Consider the following 17276-nt stretch of genomic DNA (forward strand, 5'->3'; position numbering starts at 1 on the left):
TACCTACTATCTCTCGTTTTCAGTGGGGCAAAGATAGAAACTTTTAACCTCCCTACCAACTTTATTTAACATAATATTACCAAAGTGGATAAGTAATTGTTTAACAATCTGAATATGAAATTTTTATACACAACAGCAGAGTTATCCACAATGATGATACACTCAAAACCGCGGGACATTGCTAGAAAAAACGAGGAACTATTCTTTTATATATATAGTATCCGATTAGACAGCCTATAGCGTCAGCTACTATATCTAAGGTCTCCATTGATCTTCCCAGCCCCATCTCTTCCTGTAGAATCTCGGTAAGAAAGGCATATATAAGAATGATCTGAAAAAAATATGAAAATTTAATTTTAGGAAAGGCCGATATAAGGAAGAATCCCAAGGCCGCAAATATGCTTAAGTGGAGAACTTTGTCGATGCCGCTAAACATAAACCAGTATTCACGGTTCTCTTCTCCGGGCTTCAGAAGCATATAGGTAAGAAATGCCCAATAAATGGGCAAAATCTTACTCGTTATTTTTGAAATCTTATCCAATGATTGCCTGGTATTCTTCAGCAGAAAGCAATTCAGAGTGATCTGCACCATCAGCAACTTCTACTTTAATGATCCATCCGTTTCCATAAGGATCTGTATTTAAAAGTTCAGGCTGGTCTTCAAGGTCTGAATTAAACTGAATAACTTTTCCAGCAATAGGTAAGAATAAATCTGAAACAGTTTTTACAGCTTCTACACTTCCAAAAACAGCTCCTCCTTCAAGGTCATCATCTACGGTGTCTACATCTACATATACGATATCTCCAAGTTCTCCCTGTGCGAAATCTGTAACTCCGATTGTAGCAACATTTCCTTCGATCTTAACCCATTCGTGATCTTTAGTGTACTTTAATTCTGATGGTGTGTTCATTTTTAATTTTTTATTTATACAAATGTATTCAAAATAATAAAAGGTTCAAATATTGAATATAAAAAAAGCCCCTTTATTTTAAGGGGCTTCTCATTTTAAGCTTGTTATTTTCTAGAAACTACCTCCACCAGGGTCACCAAAAGTGAATGTGGCAGATAATCCTGCTCTTACGGTAGACAGCGGGAAGGCCGTCGATATTTTATACTTGGATGTCATCTGTTCATAGAATACTCTCAGGTTTAAGTTTTCAGACACATTGTAGTCTGCGGAAATCTTAATGTTAAGGAGTTTTTGTCCTCCTGTCACCTGAGAATCATTTAATAATATATTCATGATGGATGTTTTGCTGTCTCTCAGAGAAATATCTCCTCTGATATTCAAGTCGCTTCCTTTTCCTCTGCTTCCTCTGGTGTTTGCCATTCCCAGTCTGAAATTACGAACAATGTATCCCAGTCTTACCACATATTCGGTATTGGCATCTTCGGTAAGGGTCTGGTTAACCAATCCTAGTAACAACATTCGGTTTCTGTTGTACTGAAGTCCAAACTGCATATTGTTTCTCATGGTAACATCAATCCCGATCAGTGGTGAAAAGGATTCTACATATCCTACCTGAGAAAATGTAAACGGATTGTAATAATCATTGTTGACATCAAACACGCTACCGGTTGTCAATCTGTTGAAATAATCAATACTTGACTGAATTCCTGTTGCGGTATATGTTGCAGTATATCCATGCAGGATATCAAATTTCGTAAACTGCCCGTTGATCATCGGAACGTTTCTTAATCCTGAATAGATCACCTTCCAGTTTGGTAACGGAAGTCCTGCTTTTTTAGCATTCCCCATATTTTTTACTGACTTACCTTCTACTGCTGCTCTAAACGCAGGGATCAATACATAGGCGTTAGCAATACTGTAATGTTCTGCAAAGCCGTCATTATTGATTGTTGCTCCCGGACCTGCCAACTGCTGAGAAAGTGCCATTGCATTTTCTCTGATAGACTGGTACACCGCCTGCCCTTGTTTGAAAGAGGTTTTAAGAAGCACTACAGAGTTGGAGTACGTTACTAAATCATTTGCAAATGTATAATCAGGGTTTGCCACGTTATTGCCATCTACATAATTAAATCCGGTATGGGAAAAATTCCTGTTATAATTATGAAGTACGCTCAGGTCGATTCTCAAATCATTCATTGGCATCATCTGGAGATTGGCTCTGAATTCTCTTGTGGACATTCTGATATATGGATCTGTCATATACACCGAGTTGCTTACCCATCCGTTTTCCATCACGGTTCTTCTGATATCTGCCTGGGATCCCATCAAGAATCCGATGGTAGGCCCGCCCAGTGTTTGTCCGTAACCATACCAGTTTGGTGCTGATAAAAGTCCCGGAAGCACTGTTCCGTTATTTTCAGTATAATTAACGTTCAACTGCTTGAAAGATGTCAGAAGGAATGCTGCGCTCTGAAGCACTGTTAATCTATTTTTGAATTTATAGTCTTTGTATCGGTATCTTCTCTTCTCCCACTGTTGGGTATAGACATTATTTAAAGAGTCTATTTCCTGTTTACGTTTTTGAAGTTTCGTAGAGATATCTTTGAAATATTTGAACTGGCCAAAGAACTTCGGAATATCCGCCGTTGCTGTTGCCATAATCGTATTGGTGTTCTGCCCTATTGACCCCAGACTTCCACCCGGACTTGTAAGCAACGCAGTAGACCTGGAGTTCCAGTTGTACGTAAATCCATAGCCCACCTCAGCATCAATGAAATCAAGATATGGAAGGTACTGGAACGGAAGTTTATAATTCAGCTGTACTCTGTGGTTGTACAATACCGGTCTTCCGGCTCTTAGTACATTTCCAAAGATCGACTTGTTGTCCATCATATTGACATCTGCATTATCATTAAGGGTTCTTGTTGCAGAGTTGATTTCTAATTTCAACGATTTTGTAAAGTTGAATCCTAAGCCATACTGCCAACCGAAATAGAAGTTTCTGTTTTTAATGGCTGCAAAATCATTTCCTACATTTCCGCTTAAAATAGATTCAACATTTCTGAATTCTAATTCGTTGAAGTTTCTATCGATTTCTGTTCTGAAAGATAATCTTGTCGGAACCGGATTGAAGTTAAATTCTTTTACCCATTTCAGGTACTTAGTAGATTTTGCGGTATCGCTGATCATTTTATTGAAAGGCTTAATCACCCAAGGCTTAAAGGTGTAGTTGTAATCTACATATCCTCTAAGATACTGTCTGTAATTTCTTTTTGTATAAATATCTCTAAAGAAATCATCGTTGTACACCGCTGTTACGGAAACGTTTTCAATATCATAGAATTTAGGCTTTTTATTAGGGTTCACCCTTTCTTTATGCATATTTACCACTCCTATACTTCTTTGCTGAGTATAAGTTCTGGCTACCTTTTTAAGCTGCTCTTTATTGGCTGCTTTATTGAACTCAACATCGGTATCCAAAGGATTGTATTTTGGATCTTCTATAGTTTGTGAATAAGAATAGTTCACCGGGATTTTCACTCCGCTTTTCTCCGGAAGGAACTTATCTACATTAACTGCTGTATTGATACTGAATGCAGATTGTGCAGACTGATTTCTTTCTGCTGGTTTTGAATCTATGTTTCCAAAACCAACTGATGTATAAGAAGCATTGGCATTCACTGTTGCAAAATCTCCCAGGTTGAAGTTTAAACTTGCATTTCCTGCATATCCGCCGTCATTTTCAATTTCTGAAAGACGAATTTCATCCACCCAAAGGATCCTGTCTATTGCTGCGCCTGTTCTACCGTCATCATTTCTAACCCCAAGCATAATGGTGGTAACATTCCCTAAACTTGGACGTCCTTTGATATAAATCTTTTTAAAAGTATCACCTGCAGGAAATACTGGATCTGGCATTCTGGTGATAATATCATTGGGAGAATTTTTATCTCTTCTAATTTTTGCATCTACAAAATCCTGTATATTAAGCTCAACATTATTTTCAATTGGCCAGATTTCCAATGGTGCAGTTGATGTATTTCTGGTTAATACTAATGAAGATTCATATTCATAGTAATTATCTGTAGCATCACTACCGAAACGGATGAAAAATTTAGTTTTGGGATCTAGTCTTCCAACATTCTCATCTCTATTTTTAGGATCCTGGGCATGAACAAAAAGTTTCAACTTTTTATATCTTCTCATATCCAGAGAAGTATTCTTGAAAACTCCTCTTGCTTCACTTGCAAGACTTTTCACATTCATATAAAGAGACGCTTCATTTTGTCTCTGTGCTCCTGCATTTCCGCTCAATACCTGTCTGTCGATTCCAGGAGGCAGTACATACGGCGGCTGGTTCAGTGCATTTTCTTCAATGTTTACACTTCCTATTTCAAAGTTATTATTTAAATTGGTACCTCCTCCAGTACCTTCCTGTGGTGAAGTTACTGTTTGACTTGCAATAAGGTTCGGATATGTTCTCCAGTCTGATCTTACAAGATCCATGGTTCCAAATCTGATGGTAGAAGTCTGATTAAATCCTGCCAACATTAATCTGGCAAATCTCACATTATTAAGGACTGATGGATCATGATCTCCTTCCGCTCCAGGTTCTGCATATTTCGAAACCGGAATTCTGAACAAGTACCATTTTACATCAGAAGTCTGTCCATTCTGGAATGTAGCCTGTACTGTTTTTACATCGGCAATATTATTCTGTCCTAATGAAAGACTGCCTTTATCAAGATTAACAACATATTCGTTATAGTTTTCTGTTTGATCCAGGTTATAATCTTTGTTGATATCTTCTGCATCCGGAGTCTGTGAGGAAACCTCTAAAGAGTTGGCCTGAGAGTTTCCGTCCGGGTTCCTAAAGTATTTGTATCTCTGAACGACTGATGCTGCCTGGCTTCCCGTAAACTTGCTGGACATATAGAAAACGAAATCATCTACTGCAGGATCAGCAATATTGGTAACCGGGTTTACGAAGGTATTCCCAAATTTCATTGATTCCTGATCTGAGCTTAATCCGTCATATCCTACATCCTGCATTCTTCTGTCGTCTCCTTCACTTGAAAACGCATACAGGATAGGAGGTTGCTTCGGTTGTGTTCCCCAATTTGAAGTAGTTGTTGTAGATGGTGCTCCCGGAGTCGGAAGACCATTTTCATACTGCATCTTTCCATCTTTTAAGATGTCTTCGGATACGTTTCCTAAATGAAGTAACAGTTTTGGATTAGTTCCTAAATTATTTCCATCTGCATACGGATCCATCATCCAAAATTCTACATATTCGATATTAGAGTTCACAAAATTGGAAACGCTGATCGGTCTCATGATCCCCGCCCATCTGCTTTGCGCCGTTTCAGTATTAGGATTCACGTTATACGGACCTCTTTCCTGAGGGTAATAGGATATATCGAAAGTATTGGTAAAAGTCTGCTCTCCCGCAACAAAGTCTCTGTTGTTATAAATCTCAGAAGTCTGTACTCTTCTGGAAGCGTGGTTGGAAACAGACTGTGCAGTAATTCCTGCAGGTGCCTTTCCACCTATTCCATAAAATCTAGGATCAATATTATACCAGGATAGCAATCCTCTTCCGTAGCCGCTTGTCAGCATATCATTTCCCGGAGGCCCATTAAACGGTGCTCCCGGATTTTTTTCAGGTCTGGATGCCAGACTCCATGCTGTAGGTTCTTTTAAGGATATCTTAGACGTTGTCTGTTCAAAATCGTCTATGTAAGACTGATCATTCGTTCCTTTGTTTAATCCCGGAAGGAGATAAGCCGCCTCCATTTTAAAGTTTAAATTTGATGGTGCTTCCGTATTAATCAACGGGATTTTATCCGTTAATCTTGTCAGGAATGGAAGCTGATTATTGTACATCAAATTAATCCCCGCCATAGTGTTATTCACTGCTTCCTGGCCGTAATTTACTTTTTGGGTAAGAGGCGATTCAGAATAGTTGACTACGGTACCTCCTAAAATAAAGTTTTCATTAAACCTTCTTTCCAAATTAACTCCTAAGAATCTTTTTCTTTGGGTATTAAATGTAAGTTGGTTTTCCAGTGAGATATTGATAGCCTGTCCGGACTGTTTTACATTTTCATTGATAACGGTAACGGTTCCCAGCATGTAATCTACTGTATAGTCTACTCCTTCCGTCAGCTGAACTCCATTGGCAGAAACCTTTACGGACCCCTGCGGAACGTTTACAGCTCCCAGAGAGATTCCTTGTCCCTGGGTACCTTTATAACGACCTTCCATGGTGTATCGTTGTGCCAGGTTACTGGAAGTAGCCACCTGCTTCTGCTGGTCATATAAGTCATGGAAAACATATTGCGGATCGTTCCCCACCAACGACTGCATATAATTACCAAAAGGCTGAACTTTAGTAAAGATTAACCTTCCGGTTTCCGGTCTTATCGTAATTCCGTTTACAAAGTCAAAAATACCATCTCCCAGAACGTTTCCATTATTCTGAAGGTCACCATTCATGTTAAGACGGTCCCAGTTTAATAGTTTCAATAAATTGGTATCCTGAACAGTGGTACCTGGCAGGTAATTTACTTTACCTCCTGTTTTGGGATCTCTATAAAATAAGTTAAGGATAAACCCGTCCTGTGCTACCTGCCCTGCATCCATTGAATAGATGTTCTTCATCATCAGGTCCCACATAGGCGACTGTGTATTGACTTTATTATTTGATCTCAATACTTTGGTTACCAAAACAGGACTTTCTTCGGAGAATTCCCCTACTTTATACACCTGATTGGTTCCGTTAACGGTATATGAGTATGAAACTGCTAACAGCTGATTTTCATTAAGTTTTTGATTTAATGAGATATATCCTAACTGTGGTTGTAAGATATATTCATTGGCATTTAATCTTCTTGCTTTGGTATTGAAGATAAAATGCTCCCCATTGTCATAAGCTTCTGTACTTCCTGGAAAATTCTGACCCTGGAAAGTACTTGTATAGTTATTTCCTGCTTCTCTCGGACTCCCTATTGCTGACGTTACGGCCTGATACAATCCATTCTGCGAGTTATCTGGCATTCCGGAAGCACCTTCTCCCAGATCCCTGATCCCGATAATACTTTTTTGGTAGGCAAGATTACTGTTCCCCTGGTCCAGCACCCACACTTCCATTCTTGTAATATTGACTCTTGAATTGATCTGAGGATAGTTAAGCAAAGCATTGTCGTAATTATTAAGAAAGTAATGTCCTAAAAAGTAGTGCTGATTGTCTTCATAATCAATCGCGTTTACTTTAAAGTTATTCATTACTCCTCCACCCTGTACAACAATATTTCGGGCTTCACCCTGTTGTTGTGAAAGTACAACAGTTCCATAGGTTTTCCCCAGCTGGAACTCTGTTTTCACCCCAAATAGGGATTGTGAACCTCGGATTAAACTGGTAGAAAGCGGCATATTTACATTACCGAATTCAACTCTTTTGATGATTTTATCTTCGCCTCCTGCGTTGGGTTTATCAACATCTCCAAGTCCTTTTTGCTGGAGATCTTTCCAGTTTCCTTTTGCCTGCCAGACAAGGTTCATTCTGTTTTCAAATGCAAAACCGCTCTGGGTATCGTAATTGGCTTTTAACTGAAGATTTTCTCCTACTTTACCCAATAATCCCAGCTGAATTCTCTGATCAATATCAAAGGTAAAACTGGTTCTGTTCTGTGGCAGAATCAACGGGTTGTCTATTTTTTGATACAGTCCTGCAAAATCCAAAGAAGCATATCCGGAAGGAATAATCTCAATTTTGTTGCTTCCAAATATCGTTTCGAACAGTTTGTTGTTGATGAGTAGTGACGGAATCAACCCTTTTCTTCGGGCATCTGTTTTATCTTTTCGGAAAAGAAGATTGTATTTATCGGATTTTTCTTTGTAGTACGCCTTTGTCTGTGTTGCCAGCATAAATTCTTTATACTCTTCGGGCGACATGGCTGTGGGAGGACCCGTTACCGTATTTCCTATTTTAGGATATACGTAGTACATTCCTGTTTTTATGTCGTAAAAGGCTTCGTACCTCGTAGGGTCGGCCAATTCATATTCTTTCCTTATGATAGCGGTATCACGTATCTGCTGGGCGAATGTACTTACGGACATACACAGAAACGACAGGAACAAAAATATATTGAGATGCTTATTATTTGCCACCAAATGTTAAATGTTTTTTAAAATTTGTTTAACCAGTTCTTCCACCGAAACAACTGGATTTTGTTTAATTACTCTGTCTGCAATTTTCTCACTCATTCGCTTAGGTATCCCTAAAACTTCTAATGCAGATAACGCTTCATCCTTGATTTTATTATCTACCAGCATAGAAATATTTTCTGCTGAACTGCCGAATTTCTGGACTTTATCCTTCAAATCTACAATAATTCTCTCAGCAGTTTTGGCGCCAATTCCTTTTGCTTTCTGGATCAGTGCGCTATTGCTTGAAAGTATTGCCGAAGCAATCTCTTCCAGGGTTAAAGTTGATAGTAAAATGAGGGCAGATACAGCCCCTACTCCGTTAACGCTTATTAACAGATTAAACATTTCTTTTTCCGAACGAGTGTTAAATCCGAAAAGAAGATGGGCATCTTCGCGGATGATCTGCTGGATAAATAAAAAAGTCTCCTGATGTAAAGTCAGTGTCTGTGAGGTCATAAGACTGATACCTACATAGTAACCAACTCCTTGGACATTGATTACTGCGTAAGTAGGTGTGAGTTCCTGGACAGTGCCTTGTAAAGAAAATATCATTATTAATTTTTAAAACTCCCAAATATAGCAATTTAAACTAATTAATATTTTCATTTCACGTACGAATGCTTTTTAACTTAAATTTTGACCATACATTCAATGAATTCATATTAAACATTATAAATACAAAAAACCCATCCGAACGGACAGGTTTTATAATTGAAATGATTGAGTTTGATAATTATTCTAAGGATTTATATCCAAACACATACTTATGTTACATGCTCCATTTACACACATGGGTGTACAGCCTACTAAACATAGCTGCCCCTGAGAAGGAAGACAGTAATATCCTCCATCAGGAGATTTAATAGGAAGATCTCTGATAATTCCTCCACTGATTTGTTTCAAATTCTCTCTTGAAAGTCTTTTAATGTTTTTCATGGTAAATATTTTTTTGGTAGCGGTAAATATATTTATTTTTTATAAAAAAATTATATCTATTTAAAATTTATATCAAAATTGTTTATTATTCTCCCTTTTTATAAGGACAAAGAACTGTTTACAATAAAAAAGCAGTACACCAATTGTAGTGTACTGCTTTTTATTCACATAAAGAATAAATTCTTTATTATTTTTTGTTTTCTCTTCTTTGAGCATCAAGTACTGCAACCGTAGCCAGATTCACAATTTCATCTACGCTTGAACGCATCTGAAGTACATGCACAGGCTGTTTCAGTCCCATCAGGATAGGTCCTATTACCTGAGCTACTTTCATTCCTCTGATAATTTTATAGGATAGATTCGCACTTTCCAGGTTCGGGAATACAAATGTATTGGCAGGAGTAGTCCCCAGCTTTGAGAAAGGATAATCACTTAAATGATCTGCATTCATGGCAAAATCCGGTTGAATTTCTCCGTCCACGATCATTTTAGGATACTTTTCATGAAGGATACTTACTGCTTTAGCCACTTTTTTAGAAGTGTCTGATATGGCAGCAAAGTTTTCAAATCCAAGCATGGCAATTCTTGGTTCAATAGCAAAGGACTTCACGGTCATTTCTGCCATTTTAGCAATATTTACCAGATCTTCAGCTGTAGGATTTTGGTTGATGGAAGTATCTGCAAAGAAAATAGGTTTCTTTTCAGAAAGAATCATCATCATCGCTGCTACTTTATCTACTCCTTTGTCTTTTTCGATGATTTCTAATACTGGACGCAATACGGAAGTATAGTTTTTAGAGAATCCTACGATAAGACCGTCAGTATCTCCATGTCTCAGCATTAATGGACCAAAATAATCTCTCTGGCGTACATATCTTTTCGCTTTATACTCATTCATCCCTTTTCTCTGACGGAGTTTCCAAAGGGTTTCTCTGTATCTTTTTCTGTTTTCTTTCTGGTCGTCATCACTTGGATCGATAATAGGAATATCAAGGTTGATTCCGTAACGTTCCATCTGCTCTTTGATGTATTTTTTATCACCCAGAAGGCTTGGGAAAGCAATTCCTTCTTCATAAAGAATCTGTGCTGCTTTCAGCACGTTATATTCTTCAGCATTGCCAAGGGTAATTCTTTTTGGATTGGATTTAGCACGGCTCTGCATCATTCTCACCAACTTTTCATCTCTTCCCATTCTGTCCAGCAACTGATTTTCATACTCATCAAAATCAGCGATTGTTTTTCTTGCAATACCGCTTTCAATAGCAGCTTTTGCAACCGCACTTGATACTTTGGTGATCAAACGGTTGTCAAACGGTTTTGGAATGAAATATTCTCTTCCGAACTGCAGGTTTTGCACATTGTAAGCTAAAATTACAGCCTCTGGTACCGGTTCTTTCGCTAAATTTGCAATAGCATGTACGGCAGCTAGCTTCATTTCTTCATTAATTCCTTTAGCCTGAACATCTAATGCTCCACGGAAAATATAAGGGAATCCCAACACGTTATTTACCTGGTTAGGATAGTCACTTCTTCCCGTTGCCATAATAACATCTTTACGGGTTTCAAAAGCTAAATCATAAGCGATTTCAGGATCTGGGTTTGCCAATGCGAAAACGATAGGATTCTCATTCATGCTTAATAGCATTTCAGGAGTCATTACGTTTCCTTTAGACAATCCGATGAAAACATCTGAACCTTTTACGGCATCTTCCAACGTTTCAAGATCTGTATTGGCGATGAAATCTATTTTTTCTGGAGTAAGATTTTCTCTTTTATGATTGATAACTCCTTTGCTATCGCACATCAGAACGTTTTCTCTTTTCAGTCCCAAAGAAATATATAAGTTAGTACAAGCAATGGCGGCAGCTCCTGCTCCATTTACTACCATTTTTACCTCATCAATATTCTTATTGGCAATCTGCAGTGAGTTGATCAGGGCTGCAGCAGAAATAATTGCTGTTCCGTGCTGGTCGTCATGCATCAAAGGAATATCCAATTCTTCTTTAAGCTTCTGTTCTATATAAAATGCTTCAGGGGCTTTGATATCTTCCAGGTTGATCCCTCCAAAAGTAGGAGCAATACCTTTTACAATCTGAATAAATTTTTCAGGATCTTTTTCGTTGATTTCAATATCAAAAACGTTGATATCTGCAAAGATTTTGAAAAGAAGACCTTTTCCTTCCATTACCGGCTTTGATGCTTCTGCGCCGATATCTCCCAATCCAAGAACAGCTGTACCGTTGGATATTACCGCAACCAGGTTTCCTTTTCCTGTATAATCGTATACGGTTTCGGGATTGTTGTGAATTTCCATACAAGGAACAGCTACCCCCGGCGAATATGCCAGCGACAGATCACGTTGAGATGAGTGCGGTTTTGAAGGGATTACTTCAATTTTCCCTTTAGGTTCTGCTTTATGATAATCTAACGCGGCCTGATTAAAGTTCTTTTCGTCGCGGTGGGTTTTACTTGACATAGAATTTTGTTTTTTGATTTAAAGTATATACTTAATGTGGTAGCTGACTAAACTTTCGATAGGCTTTTGTACAACATGTCCCACATTTAAATTAAGTTCTGCCGCAACAGAACGGAGAATATTCTCATAGTAATAGGCAATAGAGCCGATGAAATTAATCTCGGCGTCTTTTGCTTCTTTATACGGCAGGACCTGATATTCAAAGAAGCTTTTCATTTCTTCGAACACCATATCCTGAAAATAAGGATGATCTTTTCTTTCGACAACAAATTTGTTGAAGTCAGCTAAATAAGCATTTGGTCTGGTGGTATGGTACATATTTTTCAATGCCTCTTCCACCGTAAGGCTGTATTCCTCCTGAAATTCAGTATGAAGGTCAACAGGCAGCTTTTTCATAAAATACCTGCGTACCAATTGTTTTCCAATGGCACTTCCACTTCCTTCATCACCTATTAAAAAGCCTAATGACGGCAATTCTATTTTTAGATTTTCGCCATCAAAAAAGCATGAGTTTGATCCTGTGCCTAAAATGCATACGATAGCCGGTTTTCCGTTATACGCAGCATATGCGGCAGCCATAAGATCTTCTTTTACGATGATTTCAGCTTTTCCAAATACTTTCAGAAGTTCTTCTTCGATGGTTTCACAATTTTTCTTGATTCCGCATCCGGATCCATAGAAGAAAATTTTTGTTATTGAATTTTTTACTAATACGAGATTACTGTTTTTTTCTATTTCAGGAACAATCAGTTCTTTATTGATAAAGTTCGGATTAAATCCAATGGTTTCTGTTTTCAGAAAAACCTTCTTGAAATCATCAAGTATTACCCAATCCGATTTGGTAGAACCACTATCAACAATAGCAACCATATTTTACATTTTAGTTTAAGGATGCTAAATTATGAATTTATCTTTAAATAGCGCTTAAAACAACCTGGAAGCTGTTTAAAATCACTACTGTTTTATATCAGTTTTTTTTTCGTTGAACCTTATTAACCAATCTTCAATTTCATCTTCAAGATATGAAGCCTGAAGAATCATTGCATTAATAAAATCATCCGGAACGGGTTCAGTTTTATCATTTTCTAAATTCCAAAGTTCATCAGACATATTTTCATATTCAGAATATACTCTTTTGAAGCGTGAGTTCTCTTTTTCTAGAGCCTCAATATTTTTCTGTTGAAGCTGGAATTTTCTGTATTTGTTTTGATGTTTCATACAAATATTATTATAAATTGAGTCACAAAATCTAGGGGTTGCATGCTTTGTCACGCATTACAAGATAGAAAGACCATCAACACAAGTAGTTGAAAATGAATTTATTATCAGGTGAAGACTATTTCATTATGAAAATTAAAGTTAGAAATAAATTTGATGTAAAAAAAAACTTTAACAACTTTTTTCAGTGTTTAACATATAGTTATAAATTTGCACATCATATAAATTGAATGAGAGAATTATTAATACGCCAGAAACAGATTTTATTCTTCATCATAGCAGGAGGACTGAGTGCTGTTGTAGAAATCGGAAGCTTTAAAATCTTCAGCATGCATGTGCCCCATATTTTCCCCAGAGAAATCAACTTACATGGTGTACATTATCCTTTGAGTAATATTTTCTCTACCGCATGCGGGATTATAACGAATTATTTTCTGAGCATCTGGTTTGTGTTTGAAAGGGGCAAGCATTCCAAAACAAGAGAGTTTGCTTATTTCATTGGGGTTTCTTTCGTTTCTACGTTATTAAGTCTGGGCTTTTTCCAGATATTTTACAGTTTTGTATTTAAAGACAATATCAATTTAATTTGTTATACCTTGAGCCCGGAAATGATCAGTAAGATCGCTGCGATCCTGTTGGTTTCCATTCTTAATTATTCTGTAAAGAAGAAAGTAATTTTTAACGGTTAAGCTGTGGCGAAAATTTTAAATTATCTGTGGAGGTTCTGGCTGATTCTGTTGGCTTTTGTTTTAACAATAACACTGGGAATTCCTGTTTATATTTTATCCTTTAATAAAAAGCATTATAAATACGCTTATAAGTTTATCCGGATCTGGTGCTTTGGCTTATTCTATGGAATGGGTCTGAGGTATGAATTGATTAAACTTTCTGATCAGAAAATTGATAAAAATAAACAATACGTTTTTATCTCCAACCATACCTCTATTATGGACATCATGCTTCCCTGCATTTTATTTCCGGATCATCCTTTGTGTTTTGTAGGAAAAAAAGAGCTTGTAAAGATTCCTATTTTTGGCACTATATATAAAAGGATATGCGTGATGGTAGACAGAAGTAGCCCAAGAAGCCGTGCAGATGTCTACAGAAGATGTGCCGAAAAGATGGAGGAAGGAAACAGCATTGTTATTTTCCCTGAAGGCGGTGTACCGGATGACACGTCTGTCATATTAGATGATTTTAAAGACGGTGCTTTTACGTTGGCCTCAAAACATCACTCCCCGATTGCCGTATATACTTTTGTTGGATTGAAGGATATTTTTCCGTTTGACAATTCAAAAGGTCGTCCCGGTAAAGTAAGGGTATATTTTAACGGAATTATAGAGCCATCGGACATTCCAAAAAATCTAAAAACAGAGGCTTTTGACGAAATAAAAAAAACGTTGCTTGAACGCTGTATTTAAAAGAAATAATTATATTTGTTATTAAGAAATTCTTAACAAACATGTCAAATTATTCTAAACAAACTAATTGGGGTCAGTTCATCCCGTTGGTTACTGTATTTTTTTTCTGGGGATTTGTAGCTGCTAGTAATGACATTCTGATCCCAGTATTCAAAAAGGCATTTAATTTATCCCAAACCGAAAGTATGCTGGTGCAGATCTGCTTTTATGTAGCGTATACGGTGGGTTCTTTAATTTATATGGCCGTTTCAAAAGGTTTGAAACAAGATTTAGTCAACAAGATAGGTTATAAAAATGGCTTAATCGTCGGCCTTCTTATTTCTGCAGCAGGAACACTGTTATTTTATCCTGCCGCTAATATGGGTTCATTCCCATTAATGATTTCCGGACTCTTTATTGTAGGCTTAGGGTTTTCCCTTCAGCAGATTGTAGCCAATCCGCTGGCTATTGAGGTGGGTCCTGCCGAAACAGGTTCTCAAAGACTTACCATGGCTGGAGGAATCAATAATTTAGGGACGACTATCGGACCTCTTATTGTATCTTTTGCCATCTTCGGTTCTGCTACAGCGGCAAGTTCAGAAGTCAGCATTGAAAGTGTTAAGATTCCTTACCTGATTTTAGGTGTTGCCTTTGTTTTGGTTGCTATCATGCTGAAATTCTCTTCACTTCCTGCCATCACTCCTACAATTCTTGAAAAGACAGAAGATATTGTTCCGGGAGAGCACAGAACTTCAGCCATCCAGTTTCCACAACTTATTTTAGGAATGATTGCTATCTTTGTGTATGTGGGTGTGGAAGTGTCTACAGCAAGTAACCTTCCTGCTTATATGGAGAAAGATTTAGGATTCCACACGAAAGACATTGCTCCTTATATTTCTTTATACTGGGCTTCTATGATGATCGGACGATGGACAGGTGCTGTTGATGCTTTTGATTTCAGTGCCGGATTCAAAAAAATCTTACGGTTTTTAGCTCCTTATCTGGCTTTTGGGGTATTCCTTTTAGTGAATGCTATTGCCAAGCATGATCTTACTCATTTCTATGTGTATGGGCTTATCATTATTGCGATGATCATTTGTGATATTCTGAGCAAAGGAAATCCTGCCAGAATGCTTCTTATCTTCTCATGTGCAGGTATCACTGCTTTATTGATCGGTATGTTCACTAAAGGAATGGTTTCTGTGTATGCTTTTACAAGCGTAGGCTTGTTTTGCTCTACTCTTTGGCCTTGTATTTTCGCTCTTGCGATCAATGGTCTTGGGAAGTTTACCAACCAGGGTTCTGGATTACTGATCATGATGATTATGGGAGGAGGTATTGTAAGCCTTATCCAGGGATATGTTGCTGATCTTACTACGATCCACTCAAGCTACATCGTTGGTGTTGTTTGTTTTTCTTATCTTGCTTTCTATGCGATCCGGGTAAGCGGAATTTTGAAATCTCAGGGAATTGATCTTGATAAAATAGCAAAAGGAAGTGGTCACTAATACGACAAAAATATCATTATATAAGAAAAAGAGATTTTGGGCAGGTGTATTACTTGCCCAATTTCTTTTGTTCTACGTTTTCTCTCAATCAGAAATTGCTATCCGCTTTTTTGAGCATTTCTTTGAATTCCAGAAAGGGGTTCATCAAATATTTTTTGCATGGATTTCTTTTTCGTTTGGAGATCTGCTGTATGTTCTGCTGGGTACCTATCTATTATATCAACTAGCGAAATGTTTCCCGAAGAGAACCAGAAGCCGTTCTTTTTTCAATCTGCTGATGGCTGCTAATATCAGCTATTTTGTGTATCAGCTATTTTGGGGGATGCTGTATTTCCAGACTCCAATTATCAAGAAACTTCCGAATCAACAAGAACCGTCCATAGAAAAAGCAAAAGCCCTGGCATTGCGCTATCTTGAGAAATGCAAAGCAAGCAGACAACGGGTAAAGGAAGATCATAACGGAATATTTATTATTACTGATCTGAAATCGGTACAGGAGGAAATTCTTTTGCAGCAGAAAAGACTTCCTATTTATATTTCCAATAAAAAAGCCACTGGAATCAATTCTTTTAAACCGAGTTTATTTAAGTATGTAATGAATTTTACAGGTATTCTGGGCTACTATAATCCTTTTACTGCTGAAGCACAGTATAACGCCGCATTACCGCCTACATTCATCCCTTTTACCTCTGCTCATGAAAGTTCCCATCAATTGGGGTTTGCAAGAGAGCAGGAGGCTAATTTCGTTGGGTATCTCATAGGGGTTAATTCCAAGAATGCTGATCTTCAATACAGCACCGAATACTTTACCTTAAAAAGCCTTTTAAGATTCATCGTTGCAGATGATCCGAAATTTGTACAATCTATTCTGAAGAATTATTCTGCAGGGATGAAAAGAGACCGGCTGTATGAAAGAAGTTTTATCATGAAACATCAGGGTTGGCTGGATGACTTTTTTGGATTTACAAATAACCTGTTTCTTAAAAGCAATCAGCAGGAAGGTTCGGTTACCTATTCTTATTTTATAGATCTTCTTTTACAATACGAAAAGTAAGGACAAAAAAAAAAGAATCGTATCAGGCGATACGATTCTAAAAACACAAATGATGAAAAAAAATTTATTACCTTGACTTGTTCCCTCATTCAAGGCGATGTAAAAGTACAATATATTTTATAACTACAAAAACATTTCCTGCCTTTTTTAAAACTTTATGAAAAATTTAAGATTTTTTGAGTTTTTTTGAGTTCACATCAAATAAAGAGAATAAGCGGTTAGCCAATGAATAAATAACAGAATAATAGTAAAATAATCGTTTTAACAGTAAAAAAACAAAAAATCAATCCATTGCCTAAACTTTACTTATTCTGGGTTTACAGCTGTTTTTTGTCTAGTAAAAAGGTGGAGTTATTATATGATAACTCCAAAAATGAAACATCACATTCTCATATGGATTTATTTTAAAAGATATTTTAACCTAAGTCCGGGATAAAGCTCTCTTTTTCCAAGAATGTCTGGAAATTTGAAGAGAGAAGTAATTAAGCCCTAAAACATACCTCAGGAAAGGTTGATTCTTTTTTAAAGACAATTTTTCAAATTCATCATAACTATTACAAC

12 protein-coding genes are annotated in these 17276 nt (G+C 37.2%); 4 read left to right on the plus strand and 8 right to left on the minus strand.

Features of this window, described 5'->3' with window-relative positions:
* Positions 1-181 precede the first annotated feature (181 nt).
* The 8 genes from SB679_RS21455 to SB679_RS21490 form a co-directional block, all read right to left on the minus strand.
* Positions 182-592: a VanZ family protein gene (locus SB679_RS21455; RefSeq protein ID WP_410704346.1), complete on the minus strand. Its 411-nt coding sequence runs from the start codon at positions 590-592 to the stop codon at positions 182-184.
* The gene (gene gcvH, locus SB679_RS21460; protein WP_410704347.1) at positions 534-911 is read right to left on the minus strand and encodes a glycine cleavage system protein GcvH; all 378 of its coding nucleotides are present in this window, start codon (positions 909-911) and stop codon (positions 534-536) included. The genes SB679_RS21455 and gcvH overlap by 59 nt, the downstream gene beginning before the upstream one ends.
* Positions 912-1022: 111 nt before the next feature.
* The gene (gene sprA / locus SB679_RS21465; RefSeq protein WP_410704436.1) at positions 1023-8033 is read right to left on the minus strand and encodes a cell surface protein SprA; all 7011 of its coding nucleotides are present in this window, start codon (positions 8031-8033) and stop codon (positions 1023-1025) included.
* 57 nt (positions 8034-8090) lie between these two features.
* Entirely contained in the window at positions 8091-8675 is a 585-nt protein-coding gene (gene ruvA / locus SB679_RS21470; RefSeq protein WP_034712594.1) for a Holliday junction branch migration protein RuvA, read from the minus strand.
* Between the two features lie 186 nt (positions 8676-8861).
* The gene (locus SB679_RS21475) at positions 8862-9059 is read right to left on the minus strand and encodes a bacteriocin-like protein (protein ID WP_317741763.1); all 198 of its coding nucleotides are present in this window, start codon (positions 9057-9059) and stop codon (positions 8862-8864) included.
* A gap of 187 nt (positions 9060-9246) precedes the next feature.
* Positions 9247-11535, minus strand: coding sequence for an NADP-dependent malic enzyme (locus SB679_RS21480; protein ID WP_034712595.1), 2289 nt, complete (start codon positions 11533-11535; stop codon positions 9247-9249).
* Between the two features lie 18 nt (positions 11536-11553).
* The gene (locus tag SB679_RS21485; RefSeq protein ID WP_410704348.1) at positions 11554-12405 is read right to left on the minus strand and encodes a BadF/BadG/BcrA/BcrD ATPase family protein; all 852 of its coding nucleotides are present in this window, start codon (positions 12403-12405) and stop codon (positions 11554-11556) included.
* An 84-nt stretch (positions 12406-12489) separates the two neighbouring features.
* Entirely contained in the window at positions 12490-12753 is a 264-nt protein-coding gene (locus tag SB679_RS21490) for a hypothetical protein (protein ID WP_317741764.1), read from the minus strand.
* A 230-nt stretch (positions 12754-12983) separates the two neighbouring features.
* Between SB679_RS21490 and SB679_RS21495 the strand changes: the two genes are divergently transcribed.
* The 4 genes from SB679_RS21495 to SB679_RS21510 are packed head-to-tail and all read left to right on the plus strand — an operon-like array spanning position 12984 to position 16715.
* Positions 12984-13442: a GtrA family protein gene (locus tag SB679_RS21495; protein ID WP_410704349.1), complete on the plus strand. Its 459-nt coding sequence runs from the start codon at positions 12984-12986 to the stop codon at positions 13440-13442.
* Positions 13443-13445: 3 nt separating this feature from the next.
* Positions 13446-14174: a lysophospholipid acyltransferase family protein gene (locus SB679_RS21500; RefSeq protein ID WP_410704350.1), complete on the plus strand. Its 729-nt coding sequence runs from the start codon at positions 13446-13448 to the stop codon at positions 14172-14174.
* A 41-nt stretch (positions 14175-14215) separates the two neighbouring features.
* A complete protein-coding gene (locus SB679_RS21505; RefSeq protein WP_410704351.1) occupies positions 14216-15661 on the plus strand; it encodes an MFS transporter in 1446 nt (481 codons plus the stop codon).
* Positions 15651-16715, plus strand: coding sequence for a DUF3810 domain-containing protein (locus SB679_RS21510; RefSeq protein WP_410704352.1), 1065 nt, complete (start codon positions 15651-15653; stop codon positions 16713-16715). Before SB679_RS21505 ends, SB679_RS21510 begins: the two co-directional genes overlap by 11 nt.
* Positions 16716-17276 lie beyond the last annotated feature (561 nt).

It is taken from the genome of Chryseobacterium sp. SIMBA_029, assembly GCF_046535275.1.
Classification (GTDB): Bacteria; Bacteroidota; Bacteroidia; order Flavobacteriales; family Weeksellaceae; genus Chryseobacterium.